Source organism: Nocardia sp. NPDC023733 (genome assembly GCF_040639775.1).
Taxonomy (GTDB): Bacteria; Actinomycetota; Actinomycetes; order Mycobacteriales; family Mycobacteriaceae; genus Nocardia; species Nocardia rosealba.
The window spans coordinates 415246-432126 of the sequence record NZ_JBFAAN010000002.1; the positions used below are offsets into that span (position 1 = coordinate 415246).

Below are 16881 nucleotides of genomic sequence, written 5' to 3' on the forward strand. Positions count from 1 at the left end.
GCATCGCGGCGGTGTCGCCGGTCATTTTTGTCGAGGCGCCGGTGAGCAGGCCGACGTAACCCTGGCGGGCGATGTCGAAGCTGTGCCGGTTGTCGCACCGCAGTGCGCCTGCGCCGGGCTGCAGGGTGTCGCCGCACTCCGGGCAGGCCAGGAGTGCGGCGACCTCGGTCAGGGCTGTCAGCTGGTGACGCTCTTCAGTTCGTCACCGAGGGCAGCTGCCTCGTCCGGTGTGAGTTCGACGACCAAACGCCCGCCACCCTCGAGTGGAACCCGCATGACGATTCCACGACCTTCCTTGGTTGCCTCGAGGGGACCGTCCCCGGTACGGGGCTTCATGGCCGCCATCCTCTGCTCCCTCCAGATCTGCGCGGTGGAGTGCGCACTACTGTTCTCTGGTCCGCCGGGTGTTCGGCGGGCCACACCGGTCCTATTCTTCCCTATTGCCGACTCGGGCGGACACCTGAGTAGCAAATCTGACTCCGGAGTCGGTTCCTTTCGGTACGGCTTGCACCCAGCAAACGGCCAGGTGATCGTCGACCATGCCGGTCGCCTGCATCAGTGCGTAGGCCGTGGTCGGGCCGACGAAAGCGAAGCCGCGCCGCTTCAATTCCTTTGCCAGAGCAATGGATTCGGGTGTGGTGGCGGGCACATCCGCGATGGTCGCGGGCCTCGGGCGTGGCTCGGGTGCGAACGACCACACCAGCTCGTCGAGGCCTGTCGGCAGGTCGCGAGCAACCCGGGCGTTGGTGATGGCCGCGTCGATTTTCGCGCGGTTGCGGACGATCCCGGCGTCGGCGAGCAGCCGGGCCCGGTCGGTGTCGTCGAATTCGGCGACCTTGGCGATCTCGAAGTCGGCGAAGGCGGCGCGGAAGGCCGGGCGCTTGCGGAGGATGGTGATCCAGGACAGGCCCGATTGGAACGCCTCGAGGCACAGCCGCTCGAACATGGCGTCGTCGCCGTGGAGGGTCTTGCCCCATTCGTGGTCGTGGTAATCGCGGTAGAGCTGGGAGCCGGTCGCCCAGTCGCAGCGGACCAGCCCGTCGTCGACGAACTCGCTCACCGTTGCTCCTGGCCCGCTGCCACCTGCGCCTGCCACTGCCGCATCTGCGCCAACTCGAACTCGAGTTCGTCGATGCGCTCGGCCAACCGCCCCAGCGCCCAGTCGACCTCACCGGCCTTGTAACCGCGCACCACCTGCTGGAACCGCAACGCCCGCACATCCGCCCCCGTGACACTCTCGGCGGGCAGCACGGTCGCGGTGGTGCCCTGCGGCAACGGCCCGAGCTCCTCCGACCGGCCGAACACCGCACTGGCGACGAGAAACAACATCGCCGCGACCAACCCGACGATGAGCACATACAGAAGCAGCGTCAGCATGCTCCCAGACTAGGCAAACCCACCGACAAGTCCCGCATCAGCGGGAGCGGTCAGAGGTGGCGGGTGGTGTCGATGCCGAGCGACATCCCCGCCAGGCCGCGCTTGCGGATCGCGAGCTTGTCGGCGACGCCGCGCAGGGCGACGGCAGCCGGATTCTCCGGATCGGAGAGCACGATCGGCGTACCCGCGTCGCCACCTTCGCGCAGGGCCTGCTCGATGGGGATCTGGCCGAGCAGCGGCACGGTGGAGCCGACGGCGCGGGTGAGGCGGTCGGCGACCACCTGGCCGCCACCGGAACCGTAGAGCTCCATGCGTGAGCCGTCGGGCAGGTCGAGCCAGGACATGTTCTCGACGACGCCCGCGATCCGCTGACGGGTCTGCAGGGCGATGGCACCCGCGCGTTCGGCCACCTCGGCGGCGGCGATCTGCGGGGTGGTGACGACGAGGATCTCGGCGCTCGGGATCAGCTGGGCGATGGAGATCGCCACGTCGCCGGTGCCGGGCGGCAGGTCGAGCAGCAGCACGTCCAGGTCGCCCCAGAACACGTCGGCGAGGAACTGCTGCAGCGCGCGGTGCAGCATCGGACCGCGCCACACCACGGGCGTGTTGCCCTGGGTGAACTGGGCGATCGAGATCATCTTCACGTCATGGGCGACGGGCGGCATGATCATCCGCTCCACCTGGGTGGGCCGGGCGTCGGTGCCGAGCATGCGCGGGATGGAGTGACCGTAGATGTCGGCGTCGAGCACACCGACCGACAGGCCGCGTTCCGCGAGCGCGACGGCCAGGTTGGCGGTGACGCTGGACTTGCCGACGCCGCCCTTGCCGGAGGCCACCGCGTACACGCGGGTGAGCGAGCCGGGCTGGGCGAACGGGATCACCGGTTCGGCGGAGTCACCGCGCAGCGACTTGCGCAGTTCGGTGCGCTGTTCGTCGTTCATCACGTCGAGGTCGACGGTCACCGCGCCGGCACCCGGCACGTCGGCGACGGCCTTGGTGACGCGCTGGATGATCTCGGTGCGCAGCGGGCAGCCCGAGGTGGTGAGGTACACCTCGACATGTACGTCACCGCTGTCGGCGATGGCGATGCTCTTGACCATGCCGAGCTCGGTGATCGGCTTGCGGATCTCCGGATCGTCGACCTTCGCGAGCGCCGCCCGCACATCCGCTTCCGTAATCACTGCCATATGTCCGATATTAGGCTGCACCGGTTTCCCGGCCGGGTGTGGGGCGCGTGCTCAGTGGATGCGCGGGAGGTCTTGGGGCTTGGGGGCGAGACCGCTGGAGTAGGAGCCCGACCATGCCATCACATTGGCGACGTAGGCCATGGAGTTGTTGTAGCGCAGGATCGCCTTGGACTGCTGGGACAGGTCGCGCATGTTCAGGCCGCCGTCGCAGAGGTACTTGCCCGCGGTGAGGGCGGCGTCGTAGAGGTTCTGCGGGTCGGCGATGCCGTCGGCATTGCCGTCGGCGGCGTAGCGCTCCCAGGTTTCGGGGAGGAACTGCATGGGGCCGATGGCGCGGTCGTAGCCATCGATGCCGTCGAGGGTGCCGCCGTCGCTGTCGTGGATGACGTTGTTGCCCGACAGGCTGCCGTCGAGAACGGGACCGTAGACGGCCTTGATCGGGTTGCCGTCGGCGTCGGCTTTGCCGAAGGCGTGGGTGGATTCGACGCGGCCGATGCCCGCCAGTAGGGACCACGACATGCCGCAGTGCGGATTCTCCACGGCCAGTTGCTGTTCGGCGTTCTGGTACGCGGCCACCGCGATGCCGGGAATGCCGAGCGGCCCGGCGGGCAGATCGGAGGCGGCCCGATCGCCGGGCAGCGCAACGGTTTTCACCTCGGGGGTGGCCGACCGCGACTGCTTGGCCTCGGCGTGGACGACCTCGGCGACCTCGGCCTGCGGTGCGGCGGCGAACTCGGGGCCGGTCTCGGTGTCGAGCTCGGGCAGATCGTGCTCCACGGCCGCCATTTCGGCGGTGGTCGTGTCGGTGGCGGCGGCGGTGACGGCCACGAGTCCGGCCGGAACCAAACCGGTGAGCGCGATGATCGAACTACGTCGAACCGTCGTTGCAGGCTGTTTACGATGACGACCCATGAGCCGAGATTACCGCACCCGAGACCTTTTTGTTACCCCTCCGTGATCTGAATTTCGGTTTGATTTCTAGGGGGCCGGCGGAGCGGGCGGCAGCGGGATAACGATGTTGAACGGCAACGTGATTCCGGGCTGCGGCGCCGGTGCCGGAGCGGCGGGCGGCGCGGGCTCCTCGGTGGGGGCGATACCCGGCTCCGGAGTCTTCTCCAGAGTAGGTGCAGGTGCCGGTGCCGGTGCCTCGGCGGGCGCGGGCTGTTCCGCGGGCGTGCACGCCGCCTGTTCGGTGCGCTCACCGGGCTGCGGGGGAGCGGCGGCCAGATCCTGCGGTGCCGGATTCTGTTGCACCTCGGCCCCGAACGTCTGCGGTGCGGGCGCGATGGGGTCGGGCATCTGCGCGGGCAGCGGCTCGTTCACACACACCTCGGGCGCGGGTGCGACCGGCGCGGGGCAGAAGATGCCGCAGGGGATCGGTGGCAGGCCGGGCAGCGTGATCATCACCTGGGTCGGCGTGGTGACCTTCGGTGTGTTGGGCGGCAATTGGTTCGTCGTCGACGGCGGCGCCGCCGTGACGGGTGTGTCGGCCGCGAGCACGTTCGGCGCGACGGTCGGCGCGCTACCCGGCGGCACGATGTCGGGCGAGATCGACACCTGGCTCGGCGCACCGCCGGTGCGGTAGGCCGCCGACCAGCTGAGCACATTGGCCGCGTACGACATCGAGTTGTTGTAGCGCAGGACGGCACGCAGTTCCTGGGCCGCGTCGCGCAGGTTCAGCCCGCCGGAACACAGGTACTTGGCCGCGCCGAGGGCGGCGTCGAAGACGTTGTGCGGGTCGGCCGCGCCGTCGCCGTTGCCGTCGGCCGAGTAGTGCGCCCAGGTGCTCGGCAGGAACTGCATGGGCCCGACGGCGCGGACGAAGCCGCCGTCGGCCTCCTTGATGATCTCGTTACCCGGCAGGGTCCCGTCGAGCGCGGGTCCGAAGATGGGTGTGGTCGTGGTGCCCGCGGCATCGGTGCGACCGCTGCTGGCGTGTCCTGATTCGATGCGGCCGATGCCCGCGAGCAGGTTCCAGGTGAGCCCGCAGCCGGGCTGGGCGGTCTGCATGGCCAGTTCGGCATTGCGGTAGGCGGCGAGCACGATCTCGGGGATGCCGAGCGTACCGCTGCCGGGAGGTAGTGAAATCGATTGCAGCGGCACGGTTCCGGCGAAGGGGGCCAGGCTGTTGGCCGAGGGGCTCAGCGCGCGGAGTTTGCGCGGCGCCTCCTGGGTCACCGGTAGCAGGCCGACGATTTCGGACGGATCGCTCTCGGGTTTGTGGTCGGTGGTGCTCTTGTTCGCGGCGAGCAGGGCCTCCGGCGCGCTCGGCGCGGTGCTCGGGTTCGACGAGTGCGCGGCCGACCCCGACGCGACGAGTCCCGCGACGACAAGGGCCGACATAGTTATCGGAGCAGAGATTCGCATTGCGGCCACACCAACCCTTTACGTCGAAGCAGCGGCGCCGCAGAGTCCCCCCTCCGGCCCGCCCGGAACAACGTGATCCAGGTTACCCATCGGTCAGGTACTTACAGAGCATTTCCGGTTACTCATCTGGAGCACCTGGCGAAACCGGGGGCGAAGACGGCGTTTGACCGGAGGTTTTCTTGCGGGCGCCTTTTCGCTTCGCCTCCGTCTTCGGCGCGCCGTCGAGCATTTCCTTGATCTCTTCCAATTCGCGCCGGAGGTAGTCGCGGGTGGCGACATCGCCGACGGCCAGGCGCAGCGCCGCCAGCTCACGGGCGAGGAACTCGGTGTCGGCCTTGGTCTGCGCGGCCCGGGTGCGGTCCTCCTCGAGCGAGACCTTGTCGCGATTGTCCTGGCGGTTCTGGGCGAGCAGGATCAGCGGCGCCGCGTAGGCCGCCTGGGTGGAGAAGGCCAGGTTGAGCAGGATGAACGGGTACGGGTCCCAGCGCAGCGCCACCACGAAGACATTGAGCAGGATCCAGACGATGACGATGATGGTCTGGATCGCCAGATAACGCCCGGTGCCGAGGAACCGGGCAACCCGCTCGCTGCTGCGCGCGAACGCCTCGGAGTCCCAGTCGAAACGCAGCCGGGTACCGCCCGGTGTCTCCAGCCGCTGCCGGGCCAGGTTCTTCTCGCTCACGCATGTCCTTTCGGCTGCTCCGCTGATGCCTCGAGGCGCTGACCTCTCATGCCGGTTTCCCGTCGGTGTCGATCGGTGTCGGCTCGGTCTGTTCGAGCGGCGGGGTCTCCTCTTCGCGCCAGTCCTCGGGCAGCAGATGGTCGAGCACGTCGTCGACGGTGACCGCCCCGAGCAGGTGGTTCTCGTCGTCGATCACCGGCCCGCAGACCAGGTTGTAGGTGGCGAAGTAGCGGGTGACGGCCGAGAGCGGCAGTTCGGGGGTCAGGGCGGCCAGGTCGGTGTCGACCATGCCGCCCACCAGGTGCGCGGGCGGCTCGCGCAACAGGTGCTGGATGTGCACGCAGCCCAGGTAGTTACCGGTCGGGGTGGCCGTGGGCGGCCGGACGACGAACACCATGGAGGCCAGGGCGGGGGTGAGGTCGGGATCGCGGACGCGGGCCAGCGCCTCGGCGACCGTGGTCGACGGACTGAGGACGACCGGTTTGGTGGTCATCAGGCCACCCGCGGTGTCGGGGGAGTGGGCGAGCAACCTGCGCACCGGTTCGGACTCCTCGGGATCCATCAGGGCGAGCAGCGATTCGGCTTCGCTCTCGGGCAGTTCGCCGAGCAGGTCGGCCGCGTCGTCGGGGTCCATGGCCTCGAGCACGTCGGCGGCCCGCCGGACCTCGAGGTGGCCGAGCAGGTCGACCTGGTCGTCGTCGGGCAGTTCCTGCACCACATCGGCGAGGCGTTCGTCGTCGAGGGCGATCGCCACTTCCACGCGGCGCTTCTCGGGCAGTTCGCGCAACCGGTTGGCCACGTCGGCGGCGCGCAGCCCTTCGAATTGGGCCAGCAGCGCGGTGACATCCTGGCCCGGCCTGCCGACGGCGGCCGGTGTCAGGCCGCTCACCGACGACCAGTCGACCACATGCACCGTCCGCCTGCGCCCGATCCGCCGGTGCCCGCGCACCGCGATCCGGCCGACCACCCAGTCCCGGGTGCGGGTCTGCTCGATGCCCAGATCGGCGACGAACACGTCCACGTCCTCGAGATCGGGTAGGTCCGGGTCGTGCACGTGCACCCGGGTGTCGACGATCTGGGCCAGCGCGAGCAATTCGCCCGCACGCTGGGCGAACCGGCGCAGGCTCACGGTTCCGGTATTGAGCGTCACCACGCCCGGCTCGATCGCGGTGACCCGCAGCATCGGCACGAAAATCCTTCGGCGCGTGGGCAACTCGACGACCAGGCCGTGTACGCGCGGCGGTTGCCGCCCGAACCGGACGGCGACGACCGCGTCCCGGACCCGGCCGATAGACTCGCCGTCCGGACCCAGCACTGTCAGGCCGGCGAGCCGGGCGACGTACACCCTGGTGGTTGCCATGACCTCAGGCTAGTAGTAAGGAGCGTGCTCCCATGAAGCCCCGCCGTTCGGTGCTCGCCGTGCCAGGCAGTAGCCAGAAGATGATCCACAAGGCGATGGGACTGCCGGTCGACGAGGTCTTCCTCGATCTTGAGGACGCGGTGGCGCCCGAAGCGAAGGTGTCGGCGCGCGCCAATATTGTGGCCGCCCTGCACGAACCGGGCTGGGGCGAGCAGCTGCGGGTGGTCCGGGTCAACGACTGGACGACCGAATGGACCTACGCCGACGTCATCACGGTGGTGGAGGGCGCGGGCCGTGAGCTCGACGCGATCCTGCTGCCCAAGGTCACCGACGCGGGCCAGGTGCGGGCGCTGGATCTGCTGCTGACCCAGCTGGAGAAGGTGTGCGGGCTCGAGGTCGGGCGCATCGGCATCGAACCGCAGCTCGAAAACGCCATGGGCCTACGCAATATCGACGAGATCGCCACCGCCAGCCCCCGTGTGCAGGCCCTGGTCTTCGGTCCCGCCGACTTCATGGCGAGCCTGAATATGCGCACCCTCGTCGTCGGCGAACAGCCGCCCGGCTACGACACCGGCGATGCCTACCACCACATCCTGATGACCATCCTGCTCACCGCCCGCGCCCACGGCCTGCAGGCCATCGACGGTCCCTACCTGCAGGTTCGCGATGTCGACGGCTTCCGCCGGGCCGCCGCGCGCACCGCCGCGCTCGGCTTCGACGGCAAATGGGTGCTGCACCCGGACCAGATCGACGCCGCCAACGAGATCTTCAGCCCGCGCCAGGAGGACTACGACCGCGCCGAATTGATCCTCGAGGCCTACGCCTTCCACACCTCGACCGCCGGCGGTGCTCGTGGCGCGGTGATGCTCGGCAATGAGATGATCGACGAGGCCTCCGCCAAGATGGCACAGGTCATAGCCGAGAAGGGCCGCGCCGCCGGAATGAGCAGGACCACCCGTTTCACTCCGCCACAACCCGGCCAGGAATAGCAGAATGGGACTATGACGAATCCCTTGGGCAACTCGAACCGCGGGCGGCAGGCGTTGCCGACGCCGCCGTCGGGCTGGCCGGTCGGGTCGTATCCGACCTACGCCGAGGCGCAGCGCGCGGTCGATTACCTGGCCGACAACCAGTTCCCGGTGCAGGACGTGACCATCGTCGGCGTCGACCTGATGCAGGTGGAGCGGGTGCTGTACCGGCTCACCTGGGGCAAGGTCATCGGTGGCGGTGTGGTGTCGGGCGCCTGGCTCGGCCTGTTCCTCGGCCTGCTGCTGAGCCTGTTCACCACCACCGGTGGGGCGCTCGGTCCACTGGTCGTCGGTCTGCTCGGCGGCATCGTGTTCGGTGTCATCACCACGTCCATTCCCTACGCGGCGACCAAGGGGCAGCGCGACTTCGCGTCGACCATGCAGTTGGTCGCCGGTCGCTACGACGTGCTGTGCGACCCGAAGACCGCCGAACGCGCCCGCGACATGCTGGCCCGATTGGCGCTGTGACGCAATGGATGTGGTGAATTCGGTCCGCACCGCGGTGCTGGACCACTACGAGGTCGAGCGTGCCGGTGTGGACTCAGCGTCGGTGACGTTCCTCGGGCTGGAACCGATCGAGATCCTGCGCATCCCCGGTGACGGTGTGGTGCACTACGCGACGCTGGGCGGCTCGCGTCATCCGATGGGCGACCCGGCCGACCTGCTCGCCGATCCGGTCCGTGGCCCCCGCGCCGAACTCGTGCTCACGCTGTTGGCCGCCGCCGGGCCGCAGGCGGGCCTGGTCCGTTCACTCGGCGTGCTCGTCGCCACGCCGTCGGTGGAAGGTGTTGTGCTGCAAGCCGACGCGCTGCTCGATCTCGGTGAACCGTTGTGGCACAACGGGCCTTTCACCGCGGTGCTGCTCGGTGAGAGCGAGGTGCCCGAGATCGTGCTGCCCGAACCGGCCGAACCGGTGCGCTACCTCAGCGTCACCCCGGTGACCGCCACCGAGGCCGCCTGGGTGCGGGTGCGCGGCGCGCAGGCATTACGGGACGCGTGGGCCGAGGCGGGTATCGACGTACGCGATCCCGGACGCGGTGCGGTGAACCTCTAGAGCCACTTGTTGCGGCGGAAACTGCGGAACAGCAACGCGCACAGCACCGCCATCAGCGCGACCACCGCCGGATAAGCCCACCGTTGGTGCAGTTCCCACATGTAGTCGAAGTTCATGCCGTACACACCCGCGATCATGGTCGGCACCGCCGCCATGGCCGCGTACGCCGAGATCTTGCGCATATCGGTGTTCTGCTGAACGCTGATCTTGGCCAGCGCCGCGTTGACCAGGCTGCTCAGCGCCTCGTCGAAGTAGGCGATCTGTTCGTTGACGCTGACATGGTGGTCGGCCACATCGCGCATGTAGCGCCGGAATTCGGTCGGTACCGGCAGGTCCTGGTTGTTCACCAACCGCTCGAGCGGAACGCCCAGCGGTGACACCGCCCGACGCAGCTCGACGACCTCGCGTTTGAGCTGGTAGATCGATTCGATGCCCACCTTGGAGTTCGGCGTGAACACCGCCTCCTCCATCTCGTTGACGTCCTCCTCGATGGATTCGGTTGTCTCCACGTAGGAATCGACCACGTGATCGGCCACGGCGTGCAGCACCGAGGGCGGACCCATCCGCAGCTGATCGGGATGACCCTCGAGTGCCCTTCGCACGCCCGACAGGCCGGTGTGTTCGCCGTGGCGAACGGTGATCGCGAAATGCGGGCCGGTGAAGACCATGATGTCGCCGGTCTCCACGATCTCGCTGATGGCGTGCATATCGTGTTCCACGTAGCTGACCGTGCGCATCACCAGGAACAGCGTGTCGTCGTAGCGTTCCAGCTTGGGGCGCTGACGGCCGACCACGGCGTCCTCGACGGCCAGCGGATGCAGCCCGAAGATCTCGGCGATGTCGTTCATCTGCGTCTCGTCGGGATCGTGCAGGCCGACCCAGACGAAGCCCGAGTCGGTGCCGCGCGCCTCCGCCAGCGCCTGCTGCGGGGTGAAGCGGCCGGGTAACCGCTTGCCGTCGACGTACACACCGCAGTCGACGATGGCACGCGCGGTCGGCACCGGTACCCGCGGCCGCGCGGTCGTCGCGGCACGACCCGTCTTGTGAAAGTTCGGCAGTGACGGGAAGGAAGGCACATCCGGATGTTACGGGCAGGTCGACGACCGCACACCGGCCGACACCGCACTGTAAGACTGAGTGTGTGCGCATCGACCTGCATACCCATTCCACCGCCTCCGACGGCACCGACACACCGGCCGAACTGGTTCGCCACGCCGCCGCGGCCGGGCTCGACGTCGTCGCGATCACCGACCACGACACCACCGGCGGGTGGGCCGAGGCAGAAGCGGCGCGTCCGCCGGGACTCACACTGGTACGCGGGATGGAGATGTCGTGTACGGGCATGGGGGAGGACGGTTTTCCCGTTCCGGTGCACCTGCTGGCCTACCTGTTCGACCCGGCCGACCGCGGCTTCGCCGAGGAACGTGAACGATTGAGGGCCGAGCGCATCGCACGGGTGCGTGCCATGGCGGAGTTGATGGTGGCCGACGGGCTGCCGATCGACCCCGAGGCCGTGCTGGCCGGTGCCGGACCGGCCGCGGGGCGTCCGCATCTGGCGCGGGCACTGGTCGCGGCGGGTGTGGTGGCCAGTGTCGACGCCGCGTTCGTCGACCTGCTCGCCCCGCACGGGCCGTACTACGCGGAGAAGGTGGATACGCCGTTGCCGCGCGCGGTGCAGCTCATCGCCGATGCGGGCGGGGTGAGCGTGCTCGCCCACGTGCGGGCCCGCAAACGGGGCAGGCTGCTCGCGCTCGACGAGATCAGGAACCTGGCCGGGCTCGGTCTCACCGGCCTCGAGATCGACCATCCCGATCACAGCGACGCCGATCGCGCGGTACTCACCGAGCTGTCCGGCGAGCTCGGCCTGGTGCGCACCGGGTCGTCGGACTACCACGGCAGCAACAAGACCATCGAGATCGGCGCCTGCCGCACCGATCCGGAACAGTTCGAGGTATTGATCGGCAAGGCGAGCGGGGTTCCGGTGATCTCGTCGTGACGGCGGTCCGGGCGCTGAGCGGGGTGGTCGCGGGCGGTGTCGTCGCGCTGCTGTGTGTGGTCGTCGGTGCCGCGCTGATCGGTGCGCGCCGCGACTTTCCCGGGCCTGGCGGCGAATCCTTGACGTGGCATGTCCTGGTGACGGTGGTCGTGGTCGGGGCGCAGATCATCGCGGATCGGCGGCGCGGGGCGGCGGCTCTGGCCGGGTCGGCCGTCGTGTTCGTGACGACCGGCGCCCTGCTGTGGACACAGTGGTGGGGATGACAGTCCGCTAATGGTTGCGGAAGGGTGAACTGTGCCCGAATATCTCTCAGTATGGGCAACCTGGAGACGGATGTTCTGATTCTCGGCGGCGGACCCGCCGGGCTCTGGGCCGCCGTCTCCGCGGCCGCGCACGGGGCGCGGGTGGTGCTGGTCGACAAGAGCCGAAGCGGTTCGAGCGGCCCGGGTGTCTACGGTGCGACCACGGTGTGGGACATACCGCCTGGTCAGGCGCGGGCCGAAGCCGTGGAGCGCGCGCTGGTGCGCGGCGGTGGTCTCGGTGACCCGGCCTGGCTGCACCGCGTCATCGACGAGGCGCACGAGCGGTTGCGGAACTGGTCGGGCAGGCAGGTCGCCGACCCGCGACGGATCCGGTTCGACGGTGCGAGTTACCTGCGCCGACTGCGTCGCGGCGCCCTCGAAGCCGGCGTGCGCATCCTCGATCACCACCCCGCCCTGCACCTGCTCGTCGATCGCTCGGGACGGGTGGTCGGCGCCTCAGGGGTGCAGCGGCACAACAACTTTCAGCGCTGGACGATTCGTGCGGGCGCCGTGGTGGTCGCCACCGGCGGCTGTGCGTTCGGGTCCGGCGGCGCGGGCACCGAGGTGAACACCGGCGACGGCCTGCTGATGGCGGCGGAGACCGGTGCCGAGCTGTCGGGCATGGAATTCTCCAGCGCCTACGTCCTGGCCCCGGTGCTCGCCCGGGTGCACCCGCATCGCACGATCGCCAGTGGGCTCGCGGTGCGTTTCACCACGTTCTACGACGAATCCGGGTCCGAGCTGCCGGGGCGCACGTCCGCGGCGCTGGCCGCCATCGCCGACGGCAGGCGGGTGTTCGCCGCGCTCGACGACGTGCCCGAGGTGGTCGGGCACTGGCTGCGCAGGCAAGGCGCGGTCGACGCGGCGGGCCGGGTGCCGGTGCGCGCGGTGCTCGACGGCACCGTGCGCGGCTCCGGCGGGCTGGCCCTCACCGGCGCCGACTGTGCGAGCACCGTGCCCGGGCTCTTCGCCGCGGGCGGCGTCGCCGGTCGTGAGGTCGTCGCCGGGGCTGCCGGGTGCTCGGGCGGGTTGCGTGGCGCCTGGGCGCTCGCCTCGGGTAGCTGGGCAGGGGAGGGCGCCGCCCGCGCGGCCACCGCCTTCCGTGACGATGTCGCCCTGCCGCCTGCGCCCGGAGCCGGACTCGGTCCACACGCTCACATCGACCCGCGCTCGGTGATCGGACTCGTCCAGGAACACACCTTGCCGCTACGCCGCAGCTTCCGGCGCAGCGCCGACAGCCTCACCGACAGCATCGCCGAACTCGACGCCATGTGGCCCGGCGCCCGGTTCGAGCTCGGCGGAACCGGTGCCGAGCGATTGCGCGCCCGCGAGGCCGCCGCTCTGCTCGCCGTCGCCCGGTGGGCCGGATACAGCGCCCTCACCCGCACCGAGAGCCGTGGCATCCACCGGCGCATCGACCATCCCGATGTGCTGGCCGAGTGGCGGCTCAGGTTGCGCTGTGGTGGCCTCGACGAGGTCTGGGTGCGCCCGGAGCAGCGGCCCGACCCGCGCGGCGGCGAGCTCACCGCGAACACCACCGTCACGGTGTGACTGTTCACCGGTGACCGCACCGGTGCTGCGAGTTTTCGCTAACTCCACGGCAATTCGACACGGCTACGCTCGACGGATGACGCCCAGCTCGTTGACACGCCGCACCGGTTTGGCAACCGGTCGGCCGAGCTGGCAGAATGGTGCGAATTCCCTTCCCTTGCCACCGCCGGGTTCGGGGATGTTGGAGACCGTCCGCGTCGCGACGCACCGTCGTGGCCGAAGGTCGACCCGTTTGCTCGCCCGGACCACCCGTCCGGCTCCGCTCCGCGGTTCAGTGTCGCGCCCCGCATCCGGTTCCGTCCGGAAACGCGGGCGGCCGCGCACCCGATGAGCGTCATGTATCCCGTATTCCAGATAAACGCGGCTTTCAGAAAAACCCGGCGGTAACCGTCCCCCGGTTGAGCCCGACTCGAGCAGGAGTGAAATCGTGTCACCTGTGACTGACGCACCGAATGCCACCGCGGCGCCCCAGGCCGATGACGCAGCCAGCCTCGCTGCTATCACCAACGAGGAGATCTTCGCCGGTCACCTCGGCGGCAAACTGTCGGTCGAGCTCAGCGCGCCGCTGGAGACCCAGCGCGACCTGTCGATCGCCTACACCCCCGGCGTCGCCCAGGTGAGCCGCGCGATCGCCGAGGACCCCGCCCTCACCAAGACCTACACCTGGACCGATCGTCTCGTCGTTGTCGTCAGCGACGGCACCGCCGTGCTCGGCCTCGGCGACATCGGCCCGCGCGCCTCGCTGCCCGTGATGGAGGGCAAGGCCGCGCTGTTCAAGAAGTTCGCGGGCCTCAACTCGATCCCGCTGGTGCTCGACACCACCGATCCCGACGAGATCGTCGAGACCCTGATCCGCCTGCGCCCCAGCTTCGGTGCGGTGAACCTGGAAGACATCTCGGCGCCGCGCTGCTTCGAGATCGAGCGCCGCGTCATCGAGGCGCTGGACTGCCCCGTCATGCACGACGACCAGCACGGCACCGCCATCGTGGTGCTCGCCGCGCTCAAGGGTGCCGCCGCGCAGCAGGGCCGCGACATGTCGGCGCTCAAGGTCGTCGTCTCCGGTGCCGGTGCCGCGGGTGTGGCGTGCGCCAACATCCTGCTGGCCGCGGGCGTTCCCGATGTGGTCGTGCTCGACTCCAAGGGCATCGTGAGCATCGGTCGTGACGGCCTCAACGGCGTGAAGGCCGACCTGGCCGCCCGCAGCAATCCGCGTGGCCTGACCGGTGGTCCCGCCGACGCCCTGGCCGGCGCGGATGTCTTCCTCGGCCTGTCCGCGGGCACCATCCCCGAGGAACTCATCGCCTCGATGGCTCCCGAGTCGATCGTGTTCGCCATGTCGAACCCCGACCCGGAGATCCACCCCGAGGTGGCCGCCAAGTACGCCGCCATCGTGGCCACCGGCCGCAGCGACTTCCCGAACCAGATCAACAACGTCCTCGCCTTCCCCGGCGTCTTCAAGGGCGCACTGGACGCGGGCGCTCGCCGCATCACCGAGGGCATGAAGGTCGCCGCCGCCGACGCCATCTTCAACGTCGTCGCCGACGAACTGGCCGTCGACCGCATCATCCCGAGCCCGCTCGACCCGCGCGTGGCTCCCGCCGTCGCCGAGGCCGTGGCCGAGGCCGCGCGCCGCGAGGGCGTCGCCTGATCGGCAACGCACAACTGACAGCGGCCCCGCTCCCCTAGGAGCGGGGCCGCTGTCGTCCACCTGTGCGCGGTGGGATCATGAGGTGATGAAGACGATCACCGTGCAGCTTCCCGATGAGGTCGAATCCCAGCTGGCAGGCGCGGCGGAGGCCGACGGAATCTCGGTGAACGTGGCCGTCGTGCAGGCGGTGCAGGACTGGATTCACGCCCAGGCCCAGCGGACTCGTGAACGCGCGAGGATGCGGGATGTGCTCGCCGACGATCCGCATCTGCGTGCGCTGCTCGGCGACGACTGAATCGCCTAGGCGATCGGGGTGTCGAGGCCGCGGGCGGTGAGCCAGGCGAGGGCGGCGGCCTTGGGTTCGATCTTGGCGGCGCCGGAGACGGCGGTGTTGAGGGAAATCAGTTCCGCGGTGGTGAGTTCGGCCGACACCGCGTCGAGGACGGCGACGGCTTTGTCGGTCTTCTTGGCGGCGTGGAAGAGGGGGACCACATTCTGGGCGGCGAAATTGTTCTTGGGGTCGGTGAGGACGACGAGGTCGTTCTGGATGATCGCCGGTGAGGTCGTGTAGATATCGGCGGCGGTGACCCGGCCGTCGATCAGGGCACGGACGGTCTCCGGTTCGTCGGCGATGGCGACGAAATTCTGGGCGCTGATATCGAGGCCGTAGTTCTTGCGTAAGCCGGGTAGGCCGCCGGGGCGATCGGCGAATTCGGGTTTGGCGGCGAAAGTCGTCTCGGCCGAATGCGGTGCGAGGTCGGCGATGGTGGTGAGGTTCCAGCGCTGCGCGGTCGCCCGGGTGACGACGACCGCGTCGGAATTCTGACCGGGGGCCGGGGTGGCGATGGCGAGGTCCTCACCGAGCGCGCTGGTCAGCGCGGTGTCCACCTCGGCCGGGGAGGTCGCGGTCGCGTCTTTGTTCAAGTACCGCAGCAGGTTTCCGGTGTATTCGGGGACCAGTGAGACGACGCATCGGCGGACGGCGGGTAGATAGGCCTCGCGATTTCCGAAATCGAATTTCGTCGCCACCTTGAAACCGTTGATCCGCAGCACCTCGGAGTAGATGGTGGCCACGGTCTCGGACTCGGCGAAATCGGCCGAGCCGATGATCAATTCGTCACTGGCGCAATCGCCGCGCGCCAGCTGCTGATCGGAGTCGGCGCACGACGCCACCACCATCGCGGCGGCCAGTGCCACCGCGGCGGCCAGAATCCGGCCCATCCGCACCACCATGCGGTGTGCCGGTCGACATTGTCGGTGTGCAGAGGTTCTCACTGGAGTCCTTCCGGCAAAGGCGGGCAGTGCGCTGTGCGTGCGACGCGGACGCCGCAGGTACATTCTGGGTGTTCATATTGCCCCGCGTCGCGGCGAATTGCGGGGGTTGACGGCAAAGACAGGAAGTTGGTGTCGGCGGATGATCTCGGGCGCCCTGCGGCGGAGCGCGGCCGTGTTGGTAGCCGCCACCTGCGTTTTCGCCCTCGCGTCCTGTGCCGGTGACGAACCGGGCCCGGTCGTGACGGTCGGCGCCGACGGTTCGGCGGAAGCGATGGTGCTCGCCGAGATCTACGCCCAGGCACTGGCTCGCACGGGCATGGAAACGTCCGTCGTGAGTGAGTCCGCCGCGCCCGTGGCTGATCTGGATGCCGGTCGGATCGCCGTCCTGCCCGCGCGCAACGGCGCCCTGCTCGATCGATGGAATCCGTCGTCCTCGGCGCGCAAGCCCGAAGACGTCGGCGCGGCCGTGAATGCGGCGCTGCCGCAGGGACTGTCGCTGTCGGACGCCGCCGACGGCACCGACCTGCGCGCGCGACTGCTGGTCACTCAGGAGGCCGCCGCCCGCGACAACGTGCGCACTGTCGACGCGTTGACCTGCGAAAACGCCACGGCCGGCTTCGTCGAGGTGCCGGGGCTCGCGCGCACCGAACCCCCACGCATCGAGGGATGCTCCTTCGCCGCGACGGTGCGTTATCCGTCCTCGGCGCAACTCTTCGAAGCCTTGCGCCACGGGGACGTTCAGGTCGCCGTCCTGTCGGGTCCGGTCGCGGCGATCGAGGATTTCGTGGTCCTCGACGACAAGAATTACGACCTGCGCACGCAGAACGTCCTCGCGCTGTTCCGCTCGGGCATCTTCGACCGTGCGCGGCTGAAGAAACTCAATTACGTCGCGGGCGAGCTGACCACCGAGGGGCTGGTCGAGTTGCTCGGGCAGGTCGAGGGCGGGACAGCGCCCGCCGACGCCGCGCGCGGCTGGTTGAACGCGCACGGTCTCTGAGCCGGATCAACTATTGGCACTGAGCCAAAAACGCTAGTGTCGTCACCGACGCGGCAA

19 protein-coding genes and 1 pseudogene are annotated in these 16881 nt (G+C 69.1%); 9 read left to right on the plus strand and 11 right to left on the minus strand.

Features of this window, described 5'->3' with window-relative positions; all coding sequences use genetic code 11:
• Positions 1-55: 55 nt before the first annotated feature.
• The 9 genes and pseudogenes from AB0F86_RS13400 to AB0F86_RS13440 form a co-directional block, all read right to left on the minus strand.
• Positions 56-181, minus strand: a pseudogene (locus AB0F86_RS13400) (putative RNA methyltransferase); the annotation flags it as partial.
• On the minus strand, positions 178-345 hold the full coding sequence (locus tag AB0F86_RS13405; RefSeq protein WP_011211259.1) for a DUF3117 domain-containing protein: 168 nt from the start codon (positions 343-345) through the stop codon (positions 178-180). The gene AB0F86_RS13405 and the pseudogene AB0F86_RS13400, both read right to left, overlap by 4 nt.
• 82 nt (positions 346-427) lie before the next feature.
• A complete protein-coding gene (locus AB0F86_RS13410; protein ID WP_225278785.1) occupies positions 428-1060 on the minus strand; it encodes a DNA-3-methyladenine glycosylase I in 633 nt (210 codons plus the stop codon).
• On the minus strand, positions 1057-1377 hold the full coding sequence (locus AB0F86_RS13415) for a DivIVA domain-containing protein (RefSeq protein WP_356985569.1): 321 nt from the start codon (positions 1375-1377) through the stop codon (positions 1057-1059). The genes AB0F86_RS13410 and AB0F86_RS13415 overlap by 4 nt, the downstream gene beginning before the upstream one ends.
• 50 nt (positions 1378-1427) lie before the next feature.
• Positions 1428-2564, minus strand: a complete 1137-nt coding sequence (locus AB0F86_RS13420; RefSeq protein WP_225278786.1) for an Mrp/NBP35 family ATP-binding protein — start codon at positions 2562-2564, stop codon at positions 1428-1430.
• A 51-nt stretch (positions 2565-2615) separates the two neighbouring features.
• Positions 2616-3476, minus strand: coding sequence for a lytic murein transglycosylase (locus AB0F86_RS13425; RefSeq protein WP_356985571.1), 861 nt, complete (start codon positions 3474-3476; stop codon positions 2616-2618).
• 66 nt (positions 3477-3542) lie between these two features.
• The gene (locus AB0F86_RS13430) at positions 3543-4931 is read right to left on the minus strand and encodes a lytic murein transglycosylase (RefSeq protein ID WP_356985573.1); all 1389 of its coding nucleotides are present in this window, start codon (positions 4929-4931) and stop codon (positions 3543-3545) included.
• Positions 4932-5049: 118 nt separating this feature from the next.
• Positions 5050-5613: a DUF1003 domain-containing protein gene (locus AB0F86_RS13435; RefSeq protein ID WP_181696527.1), complete on the minus strand. Its 564-nt coding sequence runs from the start codon at positions 5611-5613 to the stop codon at positions 5050-5052.
• Between the two features lie 46 nt (positions 5614-5659).
• Complete coding sequence (locus AB0F86_RS13440; RefSeq protein WP_181696526.1) at positions 5660-6973, minus strand: CBS domain-containing protein; 1314 nt, start codon at positions 6971-6973, stop codon at positions 5660-5662.
• 32 nt (positions 6974-7005) lie between these two features.
• On the opposite strand from AB0F86_RS13440, the gene AB0F86_RS13445 reads away from it, so the two are divergent.
• Genes AB0F86_RS13445 through AB0F86_RS13455 form a run of 3 tightly spaced genes read left to right on the plus strand, consistent with a single transcriptional unit; the run spans position 7006 to position 9055 of the window.
• On the plus strand, positions 7006-7962 hold the full coding sequence (locus AB0F86_RS13445; protein WP_356985576.1) for a CoA ester lyase: 957 nt from the start codon (positions 7006-7008) through the stop codon (positions 7960-7962).
• A 12-nt stretch (positions 7963-7974) separates the two neighbouring features.
• Positions 7975-8469 carry a general stress protein gene (locus AB0F86_RS13450; protein WP_067486041.1) on the plus strand — a complete coding sequence of 165 codons (495 nt, stop codon included), beginning with the start codon at positions 7975-7977 and terminating at the stop codon, positions 8467-8469.
• Between the two features lie 4 nt (positions 8470-8473).
• Positions 8474-9055 (plus strand): suppressor of fused domain protein, encoded by a 582-nt coding sequence (locus AB0F86_RS13455; RefSeq protein ID WP_084456740.1) that lies wholly within the window; start codon positions 8474-8476, stop codon positions 9053-9055.
• Here AB0F86_RS13455 and AB0F86_RS13460 read toward each other — a convergent pair.
• Positions 9052-10113: a magnesium and cobalt transport protein CorA gene (locus AB0F86_RS13460; RefSeq protein WP_225279224.1), complete on the minus strand. Its 1062-nt coding sequence runs from the start codon at positions 10111-10113 to the stop codon at positions 9052-9054. The genes AB0F86_RS13455 and AB0F86_RS13460 overlap by 4 nt on opposite strands.
• An 83-nt stretch (positions 10114-10196) precedes the next feature.
• Here AB0F86_RS13460 and AB0F86_RS13465 point away from each other — a divergent pair, with 83 nt between their 5' ends.
• The 5 genes from AB0F86_RS13465 (at position 10197) to AB0F86_RS13485 (ending at position 14847) form a co-directional block, all read left to right on the plus strand.
• Positions 10197-11051: a PHP domain-containing protein gene (locus AB0F86_RS13465; protein ID WP_181696523.1), complete on the plus strand. Its 855-nt coding sequence runs from the start codon at positions 10197-10199 to the stop codon at positions 11049-11051.
• Positions 11048-11314 (plus strand): hypothetical protein, encoded by a 267-nt coding sequence (locus AB0F86_RS13470; RefSeq protein ID WP_225278791.1) that lies wholly within the window; start codon positions 11048-11050, stop codon positions 11312-11314. The genes AB0F86_RS13465 and AB0F86_RS13470 overlap by 4 nt, the downstream gene beginning before the upstream one ends.
• A gap of 51 nt (positions 11315-11365) precedes the next feature.
• The gene (locus AB0F86_RS13475; RefSeq protein WP_356985578.1) at positions 11366-12904 is read left to right on the plus strand and encodes an FAD-binding protein; all 1539 of its coding nucleotides are present in this window, start codon (positions 11366-11368) and stop codon (positions 12902-12904) included.
• A gap of 499 nt (positions 12905-13403) precedes the next feature.
• The gene (locus AB0F86_RS13480) at positions 13404-14552 is read left to right on the plus strand and encodes an NADP-dependent malic enzyme (RefSeq protein ID WP_181696766.1); all 1149 of its coding nucleotides are present in this window, start codon (positions 13404-13406) and stop codon (positions 14550-14552) included.
• Between the two features lie 85 nt (positions 14553-14637).
• On the plus strand, positions 14638-14847 hold the full coding sequence (locus AB0F86_RS13485) for an Arc family DNA-binding protein (protein ID WP_181696520.1): 210 nt from the start codon (positions 14638-14640) through the stop codon (positions 14845-14847).
• Positions 14848-14852: 5 nt separating this feature from the next.
• Here the strand turns inward: AB0F86_RS13485 and AB0F86_RS13490 are convergent, their stop codons facing one another.
• The gene (locus tag AB0F86_RS13490; RefSeq protein ID WP_356985580.1) at positions 14853-15773 is read right to left on the minus strand and encodes an ABC transporter substrate-binding protein; all 921 of its coding nucleotides are present in this window, start codon (positions 15771-15773) and stop codon (positions 14853-14855) included.
• Between the two features lie 226 nt (positions 15774-15999).
• Between AB0F86_RS13490 and AB0F86_RS13495 the strand changes: the two genes are divergently transcribed.
• Positions 16000-16824, plus strand: a complete 825-nt coding sequence (locus tag AB0F86_RS13495; protein WP_356985581.1) for a glycine betaine ABC transporter substrate-binding protein — start codon at positions 16000-16002, stop codon at positions 16822-16824.
• Positions 16825-16881 lie beyond the last annotated feature (57 nt).

What these genes read in the sequence shown, in the direction of transcription:
- AB0F86_RS13450 (WP_067486041.1), top strand. Translation starts at nt 7,975, where the DNA reads ATGACGAATCCCTTGGGCAACTCGAACCGCGGGCGGCAGGCGTTGCCG.
- AB0F86_RS13455 (WP_084456740.1), top strand. Translation starts at nt 8,474, where the DNA reads ATGGATGTGGTGAATTCGGTCCGCACCGCGGTGCTGGACCACTACGAG.
- AB0F86_RS13425 (WP_356985571.1), bottom strand. Translation starts at nt 3,476, where the DNA reads ATGGGTCGTCATCGTAAACAGCCTGCAACGACGGTTCGACGTAGTTCG.
- AB0F86_RS13485 (WP_181696520.1), top strand. Translation starts at nt 14,638, where the DNA reads ATGAAGACGATCACCGTGCAGCTTCCCGATGAGGTCGAATCCCAGCTG.
- AB0F86_RS13475 (WP_356985578.1), top strand. Translation starts at nt 11,366, where the DNA reads ATGGGCAACCTGGAGACGGATGTTCTGATTCTCGGCGGCGGACCCGCC.
- AB0F86_RS13430 (WP_356985573.1), bottom strand. Translation starts at nt 4,931, where the DNA reads ATGCGAATCTCTGCTCCGATAACTATGTCGGCCCTTGTCGTCGCGGGA.
- AB0F86_RS13415 (WP_356985569.1), bottom strand. Translation starts at nt 1,377, where the DNA reads ATGCTGACGCTGCTTCTGTATGTGCTCATCGTCGGGTTGGTCGCGGCG.
- AB0F86_RS13420 (WP_225278786.1), bottom strand. Translation starts at nt 2,564, where the DNA reads ATGGCAGTGATTACGGAAGCGGATGTGCGGGCGGCGCTCGCGAAGGTC.
- AB0F86_RS13440 (WP_181696526.1), bottom strand. Translation starts at nt 6,973, where the DNA reads ATGGCAACCACCAGGGTGTACGTCGCCCGGCTCGCCGGCCTGACAGTG.
- AB0F86_RS13490 (WP_356985580.1), bottom strand. Translation starts at nt 15,773, where the DNA reads ATGGGCCGGATTCTGGCCGCCGCGGTGGCACTGGCCGCCGCGATGGTG.
- AB0F86_RS13405 (WP_011211259.1), bottom strand. Translation starts at nt 345, where the DNA reads ATGGCGGCCATGAAGCCCCGTACCGGGGACGGTCCCCTCGAGGCAACC.
- AB0F86_RS13445 (WP_356985576.1), top strand. Translation starts at nt 7,006, where the DNA reads ATGAAGCCCCGCCGTTCGGTGCTCGCCGTGCCAGGCAGTAGCCAGAAG.